Origin of the sequence: Amycolatopsis sp. AA4 (assembly GCF_002796545.1) — a bacterium.
Classification (GTDB): domain Bacteria; phylum Actinomycetota; class Actinomycetes; order Mycobacteriales; family Pseudonocardiaceae; genus Amycolatopsis.
This window is the reverse complement of record NZ_CP024895.1, coordinates 170,534-192,465: the sequence shown is the minus strand read 5'-3', so window position 1 is coordinate 192,465 and position 21,932 is coordinate 170,534. Positions and strand designations below refer to the sequence as shown.

Annotated in this window: 1 protein-coding gene; it reads right to left on the bottom strand. The window is 73.1% G+C overall.

Annotated features, from left to right (window positions below):
* Positions 1-70: 70 nt before the first annotated feature.
* Positions 71-21,928 carry a DEAD/DEAH box helicase family protein gene (locus tag CU254_RS41685; RefSeq protein WP_100267205.1) on the bottom strand — a complete coding sequence of 7,286 codons (21,858 nt, stop codon included), beginning with the start codon at positions 21,926-21,928 and terminating at the stop codon, positions 71-73.
* Positions 21,929-21,932: the final 4 nt, after the last annotated feature.

The following is a 21,932-nucleotide window of genomic DNA, read 5'->3' as shown; positions in this document are numbered from 1 at the left end:
GTCGCTGCACCGCGCGGACCGCCTCCCCAGACGGTGTCGCGCGGGCTGGATCAGACTGCGGGCCCGGCGCTCACCGCCTTCCGTTCCGGCGGCCGAAGCCCAAGGCGCTGAACGCGCGGCTCATCGCCCCGCCCCGGGCGCGTGCGGCGGGCATGCGGGCTCCGGAGGCTGCCGCGGCGCTGTCGCCGAGCCTCGTCGGGCGCTGTTTCTGGTGGCCCGCTTCGCACTGCCGGTCCGGCTCCGGCGGCTCGGCGGTCGGCGGGGGCGGCGCAGCGGGCTGCTGCTCCGGTCGTTCGGGCTCGGCGCCGCCCTCGGCGCGGCCGTGTTCTGCGGCGAGGTCGGGAGCGGGCGCCTGCGGTTCGGGCGGCGGGGGGATTTCGACGTTCCAGCCGAGTTCGGCCAGCAGCCGGTCGAACAGCGGGTGATCGGACGGCACCGGGTCGGCCTCTGCTTCAGCGATCCGCTGCTGCACAGCCACACGTCCGTGCTGCGCCTCGTCTTCGGGGCCTCGCGAGTCCGCTGTGGACAGCGGACGGCGGTCCGCGGCCGCGGGCTCGCGGTGGACCGGGCCGCTGGGCCAGGTGTCGGGAATCGTCAGAGGTGGCTCGCTCCAGCCGAGTTCGGCCATCGTCCGATTGAACATCGGGTGCTCCGTGTCGAGCGGATCGCTGTCCGACCCGGCGGGGGCCGACTGCACCGCGCCGTTGCTCGGCACCGGTGCGCTGTCGTCGGCGCTGTGCGTCTGCGGCTCGACCCGGAGCGGGGCGTCCTCGGCGACGTCAGGGGCGTTCTGCTCGGGCCGGCGGGCACGGGGGACCGCGGCCGCCGCGCCGCTGATCTCGCCGATTTTCAGCGCCAGGGCCACGATCCGCTCGACCGGCTGCTGGCCGACCGCGACGTGGACGACCTTGTCGTCCCAGTTCACGGCGGTGACGCCGTCGTAGGCGTTGCGCACGGCGAATCCGAGCGTGGTGGCCTGGTCCACCAGCGCCGCCCACTGCCGCCCGACCGGATCGGCTGCGCGCTGGTGCGGCACGGGATCCTGCGGCGGGCGCCCGGCTCCGGAGTTCGCCGCAGCACTACGGCCACGCCGCTCGCGCGGTCGCCGCGGCGCCGGAGCCGACTGCGGCGCGGCGGCCTGTCGCGACGGCGCCACGGGAGCAGCTCCGGTTGCCTCCTCGGCCGGTTCCGGTGCGGCGTCGCCGGGTTCGGACGCTGCAGCCGCGATCTCTGGTGCGGGGCCGGGTTCGGCGACTGGCGGCGCGGGCTCTGCGGGCGCGGGGCTCGCGGCGAGCACTGCCGCCGCGTCGTGCTCACCATTCTTCTCGGCCAGGTATTCCTCGTAGTCGGCGAGGTCTTCCTCGGCTGCGGCGACGGGCTCTCGCGTCGTGGCGGGGCCGGTCGGCGAGGCGTCCCCGGCGACGGGGCGCGTGCTGTCGGCAGCGTCCCCGGCGGTTTCCGCCGCCCTGTCGGCCGGGGGTTCGCCGGGCGCGTCCTGCGGCGCGCCGGGCGGGGCCGGTTCCGGCGGTGCAGCCGGCCCGGCTTCTGCCGCGGCCGGTTCGGCTTCCCGGCCGTCGGCGGGCGGAGCCTGCGCCTCGCTCGCCGCCGGGGCGGTGTCCTGATCGTGGAGGGCAGTTCCGTCGCGCTCGGCGGGGAGCGCCGTGTCGACGTGGTCCGCCGCCGGTGCGGCGGTCTCGTCCGTCGTCGACGGCGCAGCGGGAGCCGGTGACGAGGGATAGAACTTCGCCGCCGGGGCCGCGGTCGCCCCGGGCGGCACGGGTCGCGGTTCGCGCAGCAGGGCCGCGATTTCGGCGCCGAGCTGTTCTCGCTGGCGTTCCTTGTCGGACTCGTGCGGGATGGCGATGACGCGCAGGTCGTGATCGGTGGACGGTTCGGCGAGGTGGCGTTGCCGCACGACGGTGTATCCGGCTTCCTCGGCCATTCCCTCGAGTTCGCCCCAGCCCAGATCCAGTTCGGGCAGGACCGCCGCCGTTTCTCTCGCCGAGGTTTCCGTGGGTTCCGGGTTCTCCGGCGGGGCGGTCTCCTTGGCGACGGCCGCCGGGTCCGGGCCGTGCGCGGGCGGCGGTTGCCGGTCGAGCGGCAGCCCGAGCCGTGCGAGCAGGGCCTCGCGGGTGCGAACGAGGGCGTCGACGAGATGCTGGCCGCTGTCTCCCGGCAGGTCGTCGGGCAGGCCGGTCGCGGTGATCAGCGCCGCCAGATGCCGGATCTGCCCTGCCGCCTCGGCCGCTTCGGCCGGGCTGGCCGCGACGTTCGACAGCCAGGTCGCGTGGGCCTGCACGTTGACGCCGCGGTTCTGGATGAGCCGGCCGGCGACGACGTAGGCCAGCCGCGAGGGTTCGTGCAGCCTGACGGGCTCGGGCATCGCGAGGTCGGAGAGCTGCCTGGCTGCGCCCGGCCCGGCAGGGTCGAACCGGAGCAGGTCGAGCGGGTTGCCCTCGGCCGGGCCGGTCGGCGCCGCGGGCGGTGTCGGCTCTGCGCGGTCGACCGCGGCAGGCGCAGGCGTCGCAGCGGCAGCGGCCGGTCCGGCCGACGCGGGCGGCTTCGTCGCCGGTGCGGCGGATTCGGCGGCCGGAACCTGAGCCGCCGCCGCGGCGTCCTCGGCGGTGTCGGCGAGGGGCGCAGGGCGGCCGTGCGGGTCGGCGGGGATCACGGCTGCGAGTTCGCGGATCCTGGCGAGGCCGGTTCGCTGGGCTTCGCTCAGCTCGTTGTCCGACGCGTTGCGCAGCAAGGGGTCCCGGCCCCGGCCGTTCCAGGGTTTCGGGGCCTGTCCGGACTTGTGGGCGCGCAGCGCGCGCGCGACGATGCTCGCCGTCGCCTGCTCGACGACGGCGTCGAGTTCGCCCAGCGCCGTGCGGTAGAGAACGCCCTCCCCCGCTGCGGCGAAATTCCGGGCGCGGGCGGCGAACTGCCCGCGGGCGTCGGAGGCTTCGCTCAGCATCCGCAGGTCCGTGCGGTGCAGTCCCGCGCGGAGCCACTCGTGGACCGCCTTCCAACTCGGTCGGCCGGTGCGTTGTTCCGTCGCGGTGTCGACGCGGACCTCCAGCCCCTGCCGTTGCGCGGCGACGTGCTCGGCGGCGCCGGGGTCCGGTTCGTCCTGTGCGCGGGTGACCTGGCGTTCCTGGGCGTCGGCGAGCGGCAGCTTCGCGCCGTTGCTCATGGCGCGCAGGAACTCGGCCAGGCGTGTGCCGTGCAGACGGCCCAGCGCAAGCGCGATGTCGTCGGCGGTCAACGGCGCGCGCGGCAGGCCGGCGGGCTCCGCATCGTCGGCGGCCTCGGGAGCGACCTCGCCGGGCGAAGTCGGCGCGGGCGTTGCCCTTTCGGCGGAGTCCGGAGGTCCGGGCCGGGTCTCCCCCTCGCCCGGGGGCGCCGCCGGCGGACGCGCGGCGGCCTCGGGCGCGGGCGGCGGCGCGAGGTCGAAGAGCCCGGGCTGTTCCGCGTCCTCGACGTCGGCCGGGGCAGACGGCGCCCCGCTCCGGGTCGGCGGTGGTTGATCGCCGGGGGCGGCCGCCGGTTCGGCGGGAGCCGGGTCCGGGGCCGCGGCGGCTTCCGCGTGCGGCCCGGCGTCGTTCCCGGGCGCGGCCCGGGTCTCTGCCTCGAGGTCGGCGACGGCGGCGGTCGCCGCGACGGTGCGGTCCAGCACCGTCTGTTCCAGAGTGGCCATGGTGTCGTGCAGGGCTGCGAGCACTCCTTCGGGAGTGAACTGCTCGGCGGTCAGCGGGATGGACAGCAGCGACGACGGCAGTCCGTGGCTCTCGCACAGGACGAGTTCGAGCCGGCCGTCATGGGAGTGGGAGGTGTAGACCAGGAAGCCGCGCCAGAAGATGTTCGTGCTCTCCGCGCCCGGGGTGTCCCGCACCTCCGGGGTCGCCAGGACGGCACCGGGATCGGAGACGGGGCGTTCGCCGGGGTACTCCTCGAAGGCGTCCGCGTCGTCGGCCGGGCCGCCGAACTCCAGGGCGTCCAGCCGGCCGCGCGCGAGCGTCAGCACGGCTTCCCGGGCACGCTTGATGTCCTGCAGTTCGTAGTAGATCTCGTTGCGGCGTTCTCCTGCCGACGACGGCAAGACGCCCGGCAGGGCCTCCAGCCGCGCCGACGCGGCCTCCCGGGCAGACCGGCGGTAGGCGTCCAGCGACTCGGTCGCGAAGCCCCGGGCGAGCACGGCGCGGGAAGAGGCTCCCTCGGTGGCGACGCGCAGCACGTGCCCGATCCGGTCCAGCCGGTCGGAGCCGGATTCGCCCGCGACGTAGGGAATACGGTCGATCACGTCGACGTAGCCGGAGTCGAGGTCGGCGACCGCGATCACCGCGACGGTCCGGCCGCGGCCTCGCTCGACGGTGAACCGGATCTGCCCCCAGCTCACCTGTCCGTAGGAGTCCGGGTCCGCGCCCAAGGCCTCCATGACGGAATCCCACGCCTCGAGGTCGTCCGAGGACCTCCGCAGAAAGCCGCGGTCGTCGGACCCGGTCCTGTAGAGCTGCTGCGACCTGCCCGCCCGGCGGACGGCCGCGGCGAGCAGGTCGTACCGGTAGGAGTCCTGCACCTGGTGCGCGATCAAGCGGCGGGAACGGTCCTCCAGCGCGGCGACCGTGGCGGGGGTCAGCAGGTCGATCAGATGGTTGTGCGCCCGGGCCGCAGGCTCGGGCACCCCGGAGCCCTCGCTGTCGGGACGGTCGTGATGCCGCCACCGGTCCAGGTCCAGGAACACCGGTTCGACATCGAGTTCCGCCAGGTCCGGGGGCAGGTTCGCGTCCTCGCGGTCCTCCGGTTCGGGTGGCAGCGGGATGTCCTCGCCGATCGCCTCCGCTGCAGCCGGCGGCGGGGCGGTCTGTTCGAGGCGCGCCGTGATGGCAGCCCCGGTCGCTGCGAGTTCGCCGCTGATCCGGCGGTGGGTGCCCGGAACGGCGTCGGGGAGCCCGCTGGCCCTGATCACCGCCGCGAGCTCGCGCAGCTGCCGGGAAACCTCTGCCGCCGATTCGGGGCTGTAGCCGTCGCCGAGCAGCCAGCGGGCGTTCTCCTCGGGCGAGACGGAGAGGAACATGCGCCGGACGATGGTCGTCGCCACGCTCGCGGGCCGGTGCGACCGGACGGCATCGGGCCATTCCATGTGCTCCAGCTGCCCGGCGACGTCCCCCCACTCCGGGACGAACGTGACCGACGCGAAGGGGCCGGACAGCCCCGGCACGGGTTCGACCGGTGTCTCCAGGGCCTGTTCCAGCGGGGCGAGGCGCCGCTGCGCGGCGGCCAGCGCGCGTTCGGCGGTGGCGTGCATGCTTGTTCGGGGCCGGATGCCGATGCCGGCGATCGCGCCGTCGGCGTCGATCCGGTGCAGCGCCCACCACCACGAACGGCCGCCGTCGGCCTCGCGGGCGACGATGAGCCTGAACCGTCCGGGCTCGGTGCGCTGATAGGCCTCGCGGGCGATGGCGGCGTACAGCGGCAGTTCCGCGCGTCCCGGGTCGGGCAGGTGCGTGAGTTCGCGCCCGTCGGGCAGCCGCAGGACCGGGACGTCCGGATCCGCTGCGGCGGTCTCCTGTTCCTGGACGGGACCGGCGTCGCGTGCCGCGCCCGCGTCTTCGGCGGCCGGCTCCTCCGCGACGGGCGTCTCGGCGGCTGCGGCGGGTTCGGCGGCAGTCGGCGGCGCGGTGTGATCGCCGATCCCCAGCGCGCGCTTGCGGGCCTCGATCGACTCCTGCATCGCGGCGCTGGCGGTTGCCCGTTCCTCCGGCGACGGCCGGGTCGCCGGATCCAGCAGCGACACCCGTCCGTCGACGTCGAGCACCTGCAATGCGCGCGGCGCTCCGTCCGCGCTGACCACGTCCCGGTCGATCAACACCGACACGCGTCCGAGGCTCGTGTCCGGTCGCAGGTCGGCCACGAGCCCGCGCACCGGTCGCGGCCGGTCCACCGGAATCCATCCGTCGCTGTCGGGCGCCTGCGGCTCGTTGTCGTGGGTGATCTCGGCGTACTGGCCCGCGGCGTTGAGCGGCAGCGCGGGGTCGCCTTCGGCCAAGCGCACCAGTGCTTCCCGCGCTCGCGCGACGTCGAGCTTCTTCCCGGTGCGGAACCCGGCAGTCGCGGCGAAGGCCCGTCGATAGACCTCGGCATCGATCTCGCGCAGCTGCTGCAGCGCGGCCACGGGCTGCGTGCCGTTGCGGGCACGACCGGAGATCACGATCGACGCCAGGTTCCGGGTCTCCTTCTCGTCGTAGCGCTCGCCCAGGATGTAGCGCAGCAGACTGTTGCGATCCGTCACCGGCACTTCCGGCAGCGGCGGCGCCAGCGGCACCCCCTGGCCGTCGTCGGCGAACGACCACGCCGGCTGTGCCGCGTCGGCGGCGCGGGTCACCAGACGCGCCTCGGCGTCGGCCTCGACCGCCGCGCGGGCCTCGTCGGCGTAGTCGGCGTTCTCGACCCGCCACAGCCCGGGAAGCCGCGCCGGGCGCGCGACGCCGTGCAAACCGGCCTGCTCGACCAGGTCGCGCAGCTTCTGCCCCGAAGTGAATTCCGCTTCCTGCCAATCGGGCGAGTCCCAGGGGCCGTGCCTGCGGGCCACGGTGGTCAGCACGCGCTCGTCGGGCGTGATGCCCACGGCGACCGAGACGTCGTGCCGGTACCAGTGCTCGTTTCGCATCCCGCCGATCTCGCTCGGCAGTTCCTCCTGCAAGACCCAGCCGTGGGCCAGAAACAGCTCGCCGATGTTCGTCACGCCGGGGACGAATGCGAACCCGGCTTCGTCGTACTCCGTGTCGAAGCCCGGTTCGGCGTCCTGGTCGAGCCCGCGGTCGCCGCGGTCCTGTTCGGCCGTGTCCTCGGGCGCGGAAACAGGGCGGCCGGGGACGGCGAATCCGCCGTGGACGCCCATCCGGTCGGCTACCGCGTGCAGGCCGGACACGAGGTCGTCGGCCCGGATGCGCGGCAGCACTCGCCCGAGCGGGTCGTCGCGGCCGCTGCGGTCGGCGAGGGCGTCGGCGAAGGCGGTGATCGCCGTCGCGGCGGCGACGCCCAGACCGGACTCCACCGCCTGCCGGGCACGCCGGTCGGGGTCGAACCCGATGTCGTCGGCCACGCTGCCCACGACATCGACGACGACGCTCGCCACGGGCTTGTCCATCACCGCGGCGGGACCGTCGCCGAGCGCGCGCAAGAGCAGATCGAGCTTGTCCCCAGCCAGCCTCGCGGCGGTGGCCAGGGTCTTGTCGTCGATTCCTTCGAGCAGGGCGCGGGCGTGCGCACGGGCGGACTCCAGCTCCTCCGCAGCGGCCTCGGCGGATGCGGAGTTGCCCGGTCCGGTGTCTGGTTGCGCCGGCCCCCCGTCGGGAGCGGGGCGGCCGGGGACGGCGAAATTGCCGTAGATGCCCATCAGCTCGACCATGTCGTGCAGGTCGGACGCGGCTTTGTCGATCCCGGTGCGGGCCAGCACCCGGCCGAGCGGATCGTCGGGGCCGCGGCGGGCGGAGAATCCGTCGGCGAGCGCGGCCAGCCACGCCGCGTCCTCGGCGCCGCGTCCGCGTCTGATCGCCAGCTGGGCGCGGAAATCGGGATCGAATCCCGTGCCGCGGGTGACGTTGTGCACAGCGAGCTCGATCTCTTCGGCGACCGGCGGCGGCACGAGCCGGGGGTTGTGGAGGTCCAGTCCGGTCACGAGCAGTTCGAGCGCGCTCTCGCCTGTCTGCGACTCGTCCAGTTCCTGCTCGGCGGCCGCCAGGAACTCAGCGTCGATGCCTTCGATCAGCGCCCGCGCCTTTGCCCTGGCCGGTTCCGCGCCGTCGCCGGCCGCGTCGGCGGGAGCCCCGGCGCTGTCCGCCGAGGGCAGTGGCGGCGCGGGTTCTTCGTCATCTGTCGCGGCGGGTGCGGAGTTGTTCCCGTCAGCGTCCGACCGGGTCTGCTCCGCGTGGTCCCCGGGTTGCTCGGCGGCTGCCGGGTCCGGCCCGGGTGTCCCGTCGGCGAACGGGGTTGCCGCGCGACGGGTCAGCGAGTCGAGTTCGTCCTGCGGCCGCGCGGGTTCCTTCCCAGGCGCGGAGATGCTCTCGATGTCGGCAGGAGGGGCGTTGTCGGTGTGCTCGCGGGGCTGTTCGGCGCGGGGCGCCTCCGGTTCCGCGGTGCTCTCGGGAGCGTCGCCGCGAGCCCCGGAACTGTCCACCGAGGACAGAACCGGCGCAGGTTCTTCGTCAGCGACTGCGGCGGATGCGGGAACCTTCTCGCCCGCTTCCGTCCCGTTCTGCTCCGCGTCGGCTTCGGACGGGTCGGCGACGGCGTGGTCCGGTCGCGACGTCCCGTCGGCGAACGCGGTTGCTGCCCGGCGGGTCAGCGCTTCGAGATCGGCCGCGGTATCCGGAAGCTGTTCACCGGCGGGAACGAACGCCCAGTTGTCGGCGGAGGCGTGGTACAGCTGGTCGTCGCTCCACACTCGATCGGCGCTGTTGTCGGGCTGGCTGTGGTCGTAGTCGAACCAGACGCGCCGTGACCGCTCGCCCGGTGCGATGTGCAGCGCGGCGTGCACCGGGCCGGAGTCGTGCATCAGGTCGACGCGCATCTCCACCTGCCAGTTGCCGGTCGACGGGATCGTCGTCCTCCGCGAGGGTCCGGTGACGATCCAGACCGAACCGATGCCGGGGCCGCCTTTCGATGCTGTGGCGACTACGCGGTCGCCCGGCGTCGCGGACAGCAGCCGCTCGAGTTCGGTGTCGACGGGGCTGAACAGTTCCTCTATGCCGCGGACGAGGTGGCGCAGCCGGTAGGAGCCGTAGAGGAAGTGGCGGGTCTCGTCGCTGGGCTCCAGTTCGTCGGCGCGGTTCTGCAGCAGCTGCACGGCTGCGTGCGGCCGGCCGGTGAACGCGAGCGTCGCCGCCAGGCGGACGACGGCGTAGGTGCGGTCGTCCTGCTTGCGCTTGCGCAGTTTCCGGTGCTGCTGGCGCGGGTTCTGCAGCGCGGGGCCCTCGGCGCTGAATTGGGTCGCGACGTCGCGGAAGTCTTCTGCGAGATCACCGGGGATCCTGGTGCCCCACAGCGCGTTCTCGTCCGGAAGGGCCGCGTAGAGCGCGCGGTTGAACGCCGGGGATCCGCAGACCGCCTGCGGATGCAGGGCGGCGGCGTCCAGGAGCGCGGCGGCGAGCAGGTGCCGGAGTCCGACGCCGGCGGCGTCGTCGCCGGACACCACCGTGCCGTTCAGGCCGGGCATCCGCCACTGGGCGGCGGTGCGGGTCATCGAGGCGTGGTCGGTCCAGTCGATCCGGTGTCCGTCGGGGTCCTGGCCGCGCTCCAGTGCGGCCAGGACCCGCGGCACGGCCACGTCGGGAAGTCCCAGCACGGTGTAGCGGGTCGAAGGCCGGGGCGCACTGTGCGGCGGGATTGCGACCGCGGCAGTGTCGATCACCGGATGCCCGGTAGAGGTCTGGACCACCGTCCACAGCGGTGTGCGCTGGTTCCGCTTGTAGGCCAGCAGGACGCCGCCCGGCGACAACTGGGTCTTGCGCGCTCCCCGGACTTCGTTGATCAGCCTGTCGCGGTCGTAGTCCCAGGTCTCGGCGCTGGCCGGGTCGTCGGGATGCGGGTTCGGCATGCCTTGCCAGTGGCCGAGCACCGCGTCCAGGTCGGGCTTGCCGCCGCCGAGCGCCTCCTCGGCCAGCGTGAGGCGGCTGTCCTGATCGTCGTGCACGGCAGTCGACGGCCCGGCTTCGGGCGGCTGCGCGGAGGCAGCGGCTGCCGGCGCGTCCCCGGCCTCATGCTCCGGTTCCGCCGCGGACTCAGCCGCGGGTTCGGGGCTGGGTTCTGGCTCTGGCGTTGGTTCGGTCGCAGTCGTCGCGTCGGCAGGCGCGGTGTCGGCGAGGCGCGCTGCAGTGTCGACCGGTCCCTCGTGCGCGGCAGCGGTGTCCGCGGCGAGCAGGGCAAGCATTTCGAGGCGGGCGGCGTCGGCGCGGGCGCCGAGGCCGGCGACGCGCTGCTCGAAGGCCGAGCGGATCTGCGCGCCGCCGGATTCGATGTCCAGCCAGCGCGGGTCGACGGCGACTTCGTCACGGTTCCGGCGGTCGGCGGTGGCGATCGACAGCACGACGCCGTTGTCGTCGTTGCGGGAGAATTCCAGGTTGAGGGTGTGCCAGGTCAGCCCGGTGGAGCGCGGTCCGACCACGATCTGCTTGCCCTTCAACGCTTCCGCCGGGCTGATGCCTTGCTGCGCGGCGCGGGCGAACCCGTGCAGCGCGGTTTCGACCTCCCCGTCGTTGAGCTGGTGGGAAACGAACGAGTGCGTGGGGACGACCCAGCGCCGCTCGGCGCGCTTCGCGCCTGCGGCGGTTTCGGCGAGGGTGTCGAGCTGGCTGGCCAGCGAGGCCAGTTCCCCGGCACGTGCGGCGGTCGCCTCGTCCGGTTCCGCGGCGGCCAGCGCGGTGCGCGCCTGCTCGGCCAGTCGGGCACGGTGGAGCCTCATCTTGTCGGTCTGCATGACCAGGCACCGGATCTTCTCCTCAGGCGGGAGATCCGGGTCGGTGGTGGCCGTGCGGGCCTCGACGTCGATGGCGCCGGGCACGCCGATGCCGGGTTCCTGGACGTGGGTGAAGCTGGCGGCGGTCAGCAGGTCGTGCAGGCCGCTGTAGGTCCCGCGCAGATCTGCTTTCTGCCGGGCGGTGAGCTCGGGCAGGGCGTCGCGTGCTTCCCGCTCCGGTGCGTCGTCCTCCCCGCGCGGGTCGCCGGCCGAGGCCTCCGGCTCGGCAGGCGTGTCGGTGTCGGCTGGGGTTTCGGCTGGCGCGGCGATGTCCTCGCCGCGGCGTTCGTCGTCGGCGGTCTCCGCGCCGGCGGTTGCGAACATGTCGAGCTGGGCTTGTTCGGGCTCGGGCGACGGCGCGACGGCGACGGTTTCCTCGGCGGCGGCTTCGTGGCCGGTGGTGACGTCGGCGATCAGGCCGGAGCCGGGGTTCTGCTCGATCAGCGCGCGCAGCCCGGCGGCGAAGCGTCCGGAACGCTCGACCAGGAGCTTGAGCCGGTCCATCATCTTCGGCGCGTTCTTGCGCTCGGCGACGAGGTTGTCATACAGGATCTTCGCCGCGCGGTAGAGGGCGACGTAGCGGTCCAGGCTCTGCGCCGGGTCGCCCTGGAACCGATGCTGGGAGATCTCGTCCCGGGCCGTTCGCAGCGCCTCGGCGTCCGGCCGACCGTTGCCGAAGCCCAGCAGTCGACGGCCGGACGCGGTCTCGTGCACAGCCCAGTAGGCGGACGTGGCGGCTCGTTCGGCGTCGGTGAACTGTTTGCGCGTGGTGAACGGTTCCGCTTCCGGCAGGGGCGGCGGGGGCGTTTCGGGGGCGGCGATTTCGTTGTCCCACATCTCATGCGCGCGCCCGGCCGCTCTCAGGTCACGGGCCAGCAGCCGGGCGTGCACGCTACGCGTGTCGAAATGCCACGGCCTGGGCAGGAACCAGAATTCCTGGCGCTTGGAGAACTTGAACTTGTGGGTGTGCAACAGTTTGTGCAGCGCGGTGTCGTCCTTGCTGCTGCCGTGCACCAGGGTCCCGGACGCGTTGTGCTCGATCACCAGCGTGTGGTGTGCGGCGGCGTGTTCGCGCGCGGCCGCGGTCTGCTCCTCGGCGGCGGCGGTCCGCTCGGCGGCGGCTTCGGCCCGTTCCCGGTCCTCCCGCTCCGGCGCGCCGATCGCCTCCTGCGCGGCCTGCAGTTCGCGCAGGGCGATGCGTTCGGCGTTGGCGACGGTGCGGCGCACGAACTCGACGATCCGGTCGGGGGCGTAGCCGGTGTCGGTGAACCACTCGGGTGTCATCTCGAACATCAGCGGCGGGCGCCGGTCGCTTCCCGAGTGCCCGGCCGGGGCGACGGCCAGGCACAGGAACGGCTTCTCCTGCTCGTCCGTCCACCGGGTGCTGACCTCCAGCCCCCGCCACCGCAGCACCTCGGAGTGGTGCGGGTCCTGCGGGAACGGCGAGACCTCCGCCAGCGCGGGGCCGGGGTCGGCCAGCGGTTCTCCGCCGAAGGTGAACTCGTCGCCGGAGGCGGGCAGCGCGCCGGCGACGGCGAACTGGCGCAGCAGGTCGACGCGCGCCAGCTGGGCCCCGATCCGCTGTACCTGTTGGGTTCCGAGCCGGTCGGCGTTGTCGGCGAGACCGGCCCGGGCCAGCGCGCCGTCGCTGAGCCCGCGCCCGGCGAGGACGGCGGTCAGCCGTCCTCGCGCCAGCGTCGCGCGGGCCCGTGCCGTGCCGATCCGGTCCTGCACCTGCTCGCGGGCCTGGCCGGCGGCGTCGGGCCGGGTCGCGGCCGCAGACAGACGGGCGCGGTCGGCCCAGGGCTGCTCGTCGTCCGACCTCCACACCGCGGGTTCGATCGCGATGTAGGTCCCGGCGCGGTCGGTGCCGCAGCGGAACGTCAGGTCCCCGCAGCGCAGCGCCAGCCGCTCGCCGGGCCGCTGCGCGAGCAGCGCGAACGCGCCGTCGATCCGGTCGGGGTCGAGCCGCTGTTCGGTGTCGCCCTTGACGAGGATCACGGGGGCGTGCTGGGCGCGTTCGGCGGCCTGCGCGATCGCTTCGAGGCGGTCGGCTTGCAGCAGCAGGTCCAGGGCTTCGTGGCCGCCGGACTCGGTCAGGCGGTCCAGCGCGTCCCCGGTGACCGAGGCGGCGAGCGCGTCGTAGACGTCCGCGGCGTTCTCGGTGCGGTCCAGCCGGGACAGCGGCGTCTGCTCGTCGAGTCGCCGGGCGACCGGGTCGAGCAGCCACGGCCCGTCGCCGACGGGCTCCGGGCGGTCGTCCATGGCGGTGTCCTCGTCGTGCTGGTGCGGATCCGGGATGTCCGGGCCGGGGTCGGCCGGACTGCCCGGCCGGTCGGCAGCGGTGCTCTCGTCCTGGACGACGGGGTCGGCGCGGTCCTCGGCCCCGTCGGGGGCCGCCGGACCGGACGCGGCGGAAGCAGGCGCGGCGGCCGCCGCGGGCTGGCGCGGGCGTGTGCGGTCGCGAGCCTGGCGGGCGTCGCCGACGAACTCGGCCAGGTGGACGGGATCGATGTGCAGGCGGGCGACCAGGGCCGCTTCGAGCTCGGCGGTCCGCTCGGGCTCGACCAGGGCCAGCGCCGCGGCGGCGTCGCGTGCGGCCTTGATGCTGGCTTCGACTTCGTAGTCCTCGCCCAGCCGGTCGGCGTACGGCGCGATGCGCAGGTCGACCAGCGCCTCCATGGCCCAGCGGGTCGGCGGGGAACCCCGGAACCCCCCGTCCGGGGCGTCGTGCACGGCTTGCACGGCCCACTCGGCGGGGTCGCGGCCCTCGGGCAGGACCAGCGCGTCCGCATGCGGGTAGCGCACGAGCGCCGTCTCGATCTGCCCGGCGAGCGCCGTGCGCCCGGCGGCGTCGTTGTCGCCGCCGTACACGCGGGGCCGCTCGACCGGCACCAGCGCGTCGACCGCGGCGAGGTGGCTGTCGGTCAGCGCGGTCCCGCAGGTCGCGAGGAACATCATCGGCCGCTCCGGCGGGGCGAGGGCCATCAGCGCGGCCACGTCGAACGGGCCCTCCACGAACACCGGGCTGGCGTGCCCGGCGAGATCGCGCTGCTCGTGCAGCCCCAGCAGCAGCCGGCTCTTGACGAACAGGTCGGTGTTGCGGGTGTTGAGGTATTTGGGGGTCCGCTCGTCGCGTTCGAGGATGTCGTCGGAGTGCAGCGTGCGGCCGGTGAATCCCGCGATCCGGCCTTGCTCGTCGCGGACGGCGAACACGATCCGGTGCCGGAACAGGTCGACCAGGTTCCCGGTCTTCGCGCGGATCGCGACCCCGGCGTCGATCAGGTCCTGCTCGGCGAATCCTTCGCCGAGCAGGTGCGAGCAGAGGCCGTCCCAGCGGTCCGGGGCGTATCCGATGGTCAGCTTCCCGCGGTCGTCGCCGTCGCGGGCCCGGACGCGGTCGACCGGCTCCCGGCCGCCGAGACGGCTGCGCAGGAACTCCTGCGCCGCAGCGTGCTCGTCGAGCTGCCGGTCGAACCAGGCCGCGGCGGCGGCGTTGACCGCGGCGTGCAGGGCGGGCCCGTCGGTGGGGGGGATCTGCGGCGCCGGGGCCGCGGTCTCGCGATCGTCGGCGTGCTCGCCGGGCTCGGCGAGGGCGTCTTCGGCGGGTTCGCGACCCTCGCGGCGGGCGAGGGCGTCCTCGGCCCGCTGCCGGCGCAGCCGCCACCCGCGCTGCGGGTCGGGGTAGACGATTTCGCCCGTGTCGATCAGGTCGAGAGCCTTCGCGTAGTCGCCGCGCTTGAACGCGTGCTTGGCTTCGAGGTCGAAGCGTTTCCCGGCGTCCTGGGCGACGGCGAGTTCCTCGGCCTCGCGCGCCCGGATCTTCTTGTGGTCGGGAAGGCCGGTGGCGAGGACCTCGGGATGCGCGGCGATGTAGGCCTCGATCCAGTCCCATTCCCGCCACGTCGTGCCGCCCTCGACGTGCGACTCGGCGATGTAGCGGCCCGGCGTCCCGGTCGAGGCGTAGCCCGCCGCGTGGTCGGTGATCGCCCGGACGACCCGCAGTTCCCGTTCCGGGGTCAGCACATGCGGGCCCGCCGCTGCTTCGGCGCGGCGCAGCGCGTCCTCCGCCTCGTTCGGCCGGCCCCGGTCGACCAGGACCGCGGCGGTGGCGAATTCCACGGCGACTTGGTCGCGGTGGAATTCGCCCGGAAGCAGGTGCGGCGCGAGCTGCGCGACCCGGCGCGGCCAGTCCCGGACCGTCGTGGCGATCGTGAACAACGCCGGGTCCATCGCTTCCCGGTAGCGCGCGAGGTACTCCGGCATCGCGTCCGGGGCCAGCGGCCGCCCCGCGCCGTCCACAACGGACGCGCGGTCGGCGGGCAGCGAGAGGACCGGCGGCACCGGCACGCCCGGTTCGTGCACGGTGACGAATGTTTCGGTGCCGACCCGCGCCACGGTCACGTCCAGGCCGTGCTCGGCGGCCATCGCCCGGATCCCGGCGAGCGTCGGCGGCGGTGGCGCCGCGTCGGCCGCGGCGTCGTCGTCGGGAACAGCAGGATCCTGGTCTGCCTCCTTCTCCGGCTCCGTGTCGGGGGCGTGCGGTTGCGCGCCCGCGGCGGGCTCGTGATCGGCCGGGAGCCCGGCCCCCGGCGCCGTGTCCGGGGCGCGGCTGTCGTCGACCGGCGCGGCGGAGACCGTCGGGGCCTCGTGCCGCGGTTCCGCGTCGTGCGGCGCCGCCTGCTCCGTCGGCGCGGTCCGGCCGGAATCGCCGGCTGCGCCGGTGCTGCCCTGCTCCGGCGTGGCGGATGCGGCGGCCTGGTCGGTTGCGGGGGTGTCCTGCGCGGCATGTTCCTCGTGCTCGGCCGGTTCGCGGGAAACCGGTTCCGCGCTGCTGACGGGCGCTTCCCGTCCCGCAGAGTCCTCGGCCGCTGCGGGAGCGAGCGGCCGGGCCCGGGCCATCTCGCCGATCGCTCTGGCTCGGTGCTCGTCCGCCTTCTCCCCCGCGCCGGCGAGGGACGCGATGACGGCATCGAGGGAAACCGGGCCCTCGCCGCGAGGGCTGGAAGGCAGCCGGAGCCGGTAGGACCCGTGGTTTCCGCCGCCGGGCGTGAAGACGCCGTGGATGCCGGTCTCGGATCGCACCAGTTCGATGTCGAGGTCGCCGCAGGTCAGCGGTGCACGGTTGTAGCCGATCCACGGTGCGAGACCGGCGTCGCCGGTGATCGGGTCGCCGTTCGGGGCCAGCAGCGGCGCGACCGGCTCGCCTGCCGCGGCGCTGGCGATCGCGTAGAGCAGGGCGGCTTGCTGGATCTGCTCCGCGATGAACTGCGCCGCTGTTCCTTGCGGGCCGTTCTCGACGACCAGGCGCAGGAGGGCGCTGCGGTCGGGGTCGAGGGCGGCGTCCGAGGCGATCAGCGCGGCGACGGCGTCGGAGGCCGCGGGCTGGTTGAGGTCTTCGCGCAGGGTCTCGACGTGGGCGGCCAGCGACCGCAGTTCGTGTTCGAAGGGCGTCTCCTCGTCGGTGAGGACCTGCCGGGCGTCGTGGTCGACGCGCCCGGACCCGGCCTGGGCACGGCGGATGTGGGTGTAGCCGGCGGCGGCGATCTCGGCCTCCAGCAGCGTCCACCGGCGAACGAGGTCGTTGGTGCGCAGCGATTCGAGCACGGCGGTGCCGCGCGCGAAGCCCGGCAGGCCGGAGGGCGCGTCCGGCGCGCTCGCCTCTGTTGTCGCGGCCGCGTCGAGCGCGGCCGCCGCCGTGATTGGCGCCGTGGTCCGGCCGGCCTCGTCGTCGCTCGGCCCGTACTCGGCGACCGAGCGATCGGGGCGGTCCTGGCCGAAAGCGGCGGCCGTTCCGGCCAGTCCTGCGGCGGCGGGCGACGCTGCGGGCAGGTCGAGGTCTGCGTGCGGGTCTTGCAGCTGCGCCGCCGGACTCGGCTGCTCGTCGCTGGCGGACGCGGCCGGATCCTGCGCTGTTCCGTCGGCGCCGGTCGCGACGGGATCGGCGGCGGGGCGCGGGGCGGCGCCCTGGGGCGCGAGGACGGTCCGGTCGTGTGAGCCGGGCTGGCCGATGCTGAGCCACACGTCGAGGGACTGCTCGATCGACGGGCGCTGTTCGGCCGCGACCGGGCCGGCGATCTCGCGGTACCAGGAGCCGAATGTCGTGGCCTTGGTTTTGGCGAGGCCGAGGAGCCGGGCGGTGTCGACGGCGTCGTCGAACAGCTTGGCGAATTCCCGCATGCGCGCTTCGGAGCGTTCCCGGCGGGCTTGGGCTTCCGGTGAGTCCGGGTCTTCGTCGAGTTCGCGGACGTCGTCGTCGTCTTCGCTGAGCTGGGTGATCAGTTCCGCGCGGCGGCGCGTCACCTCGGCGAGCCGCTGTTCTCCGGGGAACGGCTTTCCCACCGCGGTGCGGGCTTTTTCGATGCCGGCTTGTTCGTCGGCGATGTCGCGACGGGTCTTCTCGCCTGCGGCGGCGATGTTTTTCAGCTGGTTTTCCAGGCGGGTGACCAGGCCGATCCCGCCGGGCAGGTCGGCGGGGTCGAGGTAGAACCCCGGGGTGTTCTCGTCCGCGGCGGGGAAGGTGACGTGGATGCGGAGTTCGCGGCGTTCGAGCGGCCGGAAGCGGGCGGTGATCTCGAATCCGCCGATCGACCCGATCGGCGCTTCCGTGGCGACGCGGGTCTGCGGGGCCGCGGCCATTCGCGCGGCCAGCAGGTCGCGCAGGGCTTGGGCGGCTTCGGGGCGTTTGCTGAAGGTGCGTTTGCCGACCGTCATCGCGAACTTGTCGCCGTCGGTGCTGACGAGGTGCTCGGCGACCGCGTCCTGGCGTTCGGCGAGGGCCTGCAGCCGGGGGATGCGTTCGGTGCCGCGGGTGATGGACAGTTTCAGCGCCTGCTGGGTCCGTCCGTGGCTGGAGCGCTGCCGGTTGAGGGTCTTGCGCTCGACGTCGAGATCGGCCTTTTCCTTGTACCGGGGGTCGCCGGTCGCGGCGGCCATGACGTCGGCCAGGCTCTGGCCTTCGTCGTTCTGGATCTCGCGGGTGCGCTCGGGCGGGACACTCGCGTACAGCGGCGCGAACATCGCCTGCTTCTGGGCGGTGATCTCCCATTTCTTGGCGTCCATGCTGGGCGCGAGGACCACGCGTTTCCAGAAGTATTCCTCGTTAAGGTTTCCCTGGCGTTCGGCGCGGCCGATGGCCTGCGCGGTGATGTCGGGCCGCCAGTGGCCGGTGATCTCGTAGCCGCCGATCACGCGCGTCTGCACGTTGATCCCGGCGCCCATCTTCATCGTGGACCCGACCAGGACCGAGATCGCGCCCTCGCGTCCGGCGGCGAGCATGTCCGCTTTGCGTTGCGGGGAGGTGGCTTCGTGAATGTAGCGGACGCTGCCTTCGGGAAGGCCGCGTGCGTGGAGCTGGGTTCGCAGTTCGTCGTAGAAGTTCCAGTGCTTGCTCGGGGTGCTTTCGTCGCAGAACACGAGGATGAGGCCGCCGCGCACGGGATGTTCGGTGCCGTCCTCGCGCAGGTACACGTTGTCCTTGGCCGCGTGCCATTCGGCGTGGATGTCGGCGGCGATGACGTCGACCTTCTGCGGTTCGGGGGTGGTGATGCCCACCGTGCGCAGGTCGAGCGCGCCCAGCTGCCCGTCGTGGGCGATCACCAGGTGGTTGTCGGTGCCCTTCGTCGGCGGCCCGTGCAGGATGCGTTCCCGCCTGGCCAGGTCGAGGGTGAAGATGCGCGCCTGGGGCGAGGCGATGACCTCGATGACCTCGATGCGGCCGTCGCGCAGGCGGGGCACCTTGAGGTTGAGGTCCCGCTTCATCTTGATGTCGGAGGTCAGGCGCAGCGACCGCCACAGTTCCGGTTCGTTGATGGGCCGGCGGGTGCGGCTCTTCGAGCGGAGCGTCCCGCCGGGGGTCATCTCCATGTAGGACTCGACGGTGACGTAGGTCCTGGCCCACACGTCGAACCGGGGCAGCCGGTGGCCGAGGCGGCGCAGCCACAGGTAGACCTCGCTGTATTTCCCGGTCCAGGGCGTCGCGGTGGCCAGGACGACCCGGGCGGTGCCGAACCGGTCCTGCAAGTGCCCCAGCTTCATGTCCAGGTCGATGGCGCGGTTGCTTCCCTCGATCACCAGGTCCGGGATCGCGGACAGGACCAGGCCGTTCTTGTAGTTCTGCGCTTCGTCGACGACCACGAAGTCGAATCCGGCGTCGACGAACGTCATCCCGGCGGTGTCGCGGTCGATCTCGGCAAGGCGCTTTTCCAAGCGCTGTTCGGCGTTTTCCATGGCGGACTCGATGCGTTTGGTCATCGAGTCGCTCATGAGGTCGGCGTGCGCTTCTTTTTCCTGGCGCAGGTCCTCGAGTTCGGCGCTGAGGAACTTTTCCTGGATCTCGGGCGGCAGCGGGATCCGCTGGAAGGACTCCTTCGTCATGATCACCGCGTCCCAGTCGTCGGCGGCGACCCGGGCGACGAAATCGGCGCGCCCGTCCTTGCCTTTTTTCTTGTCATTGGCCAGATCGGCGCTCAATCCGGTCAGCAGCCGGGCTTCCGGATAGGCCTGCAGCCACTCGCGCGTGAACTGCTCGGCGATGCTGTCGTTGGGCACGACGATCACGGGCTTGTCCGCGAGCCCGCGGCGCTTGCGCTCCATGACCCCGACGATCATTTCGAGCGTCTTGCCCGCGCCGACCTCGTGCACCAGTCCGGTGCCGCCTTGGTAGACGACCCGGGCGACCGCGATCTTCTGGTGCTCGCGCAGGGTGAAAGCCTGGGACAGGCCCGGAAGGGACAGTTCGATGCCGGAGAAATCGGTGGGGATCTCGGCGTTGAACTCGTCGTTGTAGAGCCGCATGACGCGCTCGGCGCGTTCGCTCTTCTCCCAGATCCAGTCCGCGAACCGGTCGTTGATCTCGACGGCTTTGTCGGTGGCCTCTTCGGTGGCCTCGGGGTCGAGGACCTCCTTTTCGACGACCTCCCCGTCCGGGTTGGTGACCTCGATCGTCTTCATGACGCGGATCGGGGCGCCGTAGAGCAGCCGCTCGGTGAGGTCGTAGGCGTCCAGTCCGCCGCCGGCCCAGATCTCCTCGGCCGCCAGGCGGGACGGTTTGCTCAGCTTGGAGCGGTTGGTGGCGACCCGCCACAGCCCGGCGACGCTTTCGACCTCGACGTTCTCGTCTTCGAGCAGTTCTTGGAGGAACTCCCGCACGTACTCGGGGCCGATCCAGGAGCCGAGCCGAACTTCGATGTCCTCGGGGCCGAGGTCTTCGGGGATGACCGGTTCGAGCGCGGCGACATTCGCCTCGAAGGCCGGGTCGTCCTCGGCGGCGAGGCGGGCCCGGGTGAGCTTCTGGCGGACGTTGCCGGAGAGGTAGAACGGTTTCCACACGGGTTCGCCGGTGTCGGGGTCGGTGAAGACCAGCCCTTCGAGGGCGGCGCGGGCCTCGTCCTCCCCTGGCAGTCCCAGCAGCCGGGCGATCTCGGGCAGGTCGATCCGGGAGTGGGTGTCCAGGCAGATCGACAGCGCTTCTTCGGGGGTGTCGGCCCCGAGCCGCTGGCGCGGCGGGTTGACCACCCGCCGGGTGAAGATGTTGGCCTTGCGGGCGGTTTGCGTGGTCGGGTCGAACTTCTCCAGGGCCCGGGCGACGTTGCTGAACGGGTCGGTGCGGAATTCGCCTTGCGGCGGGCGGATGATCATCGTGGTGCGCAGGCCGAGCGCGTCGAGATCGAGGCCTTTGGGCGTGGTTTTCGGTGCCCCGTCGACGATCTGCTGGCCTGCGGCCGCGACGCGTGCGCTCAGCCGCGGGTCGTCGATGCCGGCCAGAGCCAGCAGGCTTTCCGGTTCCATCGTCTCCAGCAGCGCCTGTTCGACCGCTGCTTTGTCGAGCCCCGGATCGTTGCGGCGGCGGTTGACGGCTTCCTGCTTCGCCGCCTTCTTCACCGCTTTGCCGAACGCGGTTTCGTGGCCCTTGACGATCGCGTCGAGGTGGCGTTGCAGGATGTCCTGGCCGAGGCCGTGGCCGCGCAGTTCGGTGAGGTACGCGAGCACGGCGTCGCGCGAGGCCGGGACTTTGTCGTGGTGGTTGCGGTCGCACCAGTCCCCGAACACGTGCCAGCCCTGGCGCAGCTGCGGGCGCTCCGTGAACCGGTTGACCGGACCGAATTCGGCGACGTAGGCGTCGTAGACGGTGTTGAGCTGCTCGCGCAGGTGCGTGATCTGCGGGGTGTCGTCGATCGAGTCCCGTTCCGCGCGCAGCAGCGCCATCGCCGCGTCGCGCACCCCGAGCAGGGAGCGCAGCTCGGCGGCCTGGCCCTTCGGTGGCTCGAACGGGGTGTCCTGGGATCCGATGCGCCGGGTGAAGCCGCCGTCCGGGAGCGCGGTGAGGAATCCCTGGAACTCGGCGGCCCGGGGGTCGACGATGTGGAGCGCGGTCGCCGGGCGCGGGACGGTTGCGCGGCGGGGCGTCATCGCCAGGCCGCGGTCGGCGGCGTTGTCGGCGATGCGGGCGAGGGCGGCCGCGAACTGCTGCGGCAGCGCGTCGAGGTCGCCGCGGACTTTCAGGTCTTCGGCGTTGTACATGCCATGGGTCAGGGCGAACTCGCCGAGGACATTCTGCGGGTTGTCCAGGAAGTACTGGTTGATCTCGACGTGTTCGCCGTTGTCGCCGACCGCGGCGGGCAGGGCTTTTTCCCAGGCCGAGAACGGCACGACCGGGTCGGGCTTGGCGTCGTCGTCGCGGCGGCGCAGGATCAGCAGGTCGGTGACGGCTTCGGTCCCGGCGGCGCGGCGGTGCGCGCCGGTGGGCAGCCGGACCGCGCCGACCAGGTCGGCCAGCAGCGCCATTTCCGCGCGGGCGGCGGGGTTGCGCGCGTCCATGGTGTAGCGGGAGGTCAGCACCGCGACGATGCCGCCGGGCCGGGTCAGGCGCAGGGATTTGAGGATGAAGTGGTTGTGGATGGAGTGCTGGCGGCCGGGATTGTGCTTGTCGTCGCGCAGCTTCACCTTGGCGAAGGGCACATTCCCGACCGCCACGTCGAACGCGCCCTCGGCGGCGTCGATGTCGGCGAACGAGCCTTCGGTGATGTCGGCCTGCGGGTAAAGCAGGTTCGCGATGGCGGCGCTGACCGGTTCGCGTTCCACGCCGTGCATGCGGGCGGAATCCGGTGCCAGGCCGATGAAATGCCCGGCGCCGCAGCCGGGTTCGAGGACCTCTCCCCCGGCAAAGCCCAGGCGCGCCATGCCGTCCCAGATCGCCGAGACCAGCGCCGCGTCGGTGTAGTGGGCGTTCTGGGTGCTGCGCCTCGCGGCCGCGTATTCCTCGTCGGTGAGCAGCTGCCGCAGTTCGGCGCGCTGCTCGGCGAAGTCGTCGCTGTCGAACAGCTGCGGGACCGCGCCCCACCCGGACCAGCGCGCCAGAGTCGCGCGGTCGTCGGGCGACAGGCCTGCGGACCCGTCGTCGGCGACGAAGTCCGGGTCCTCGTGGCGCACGCGG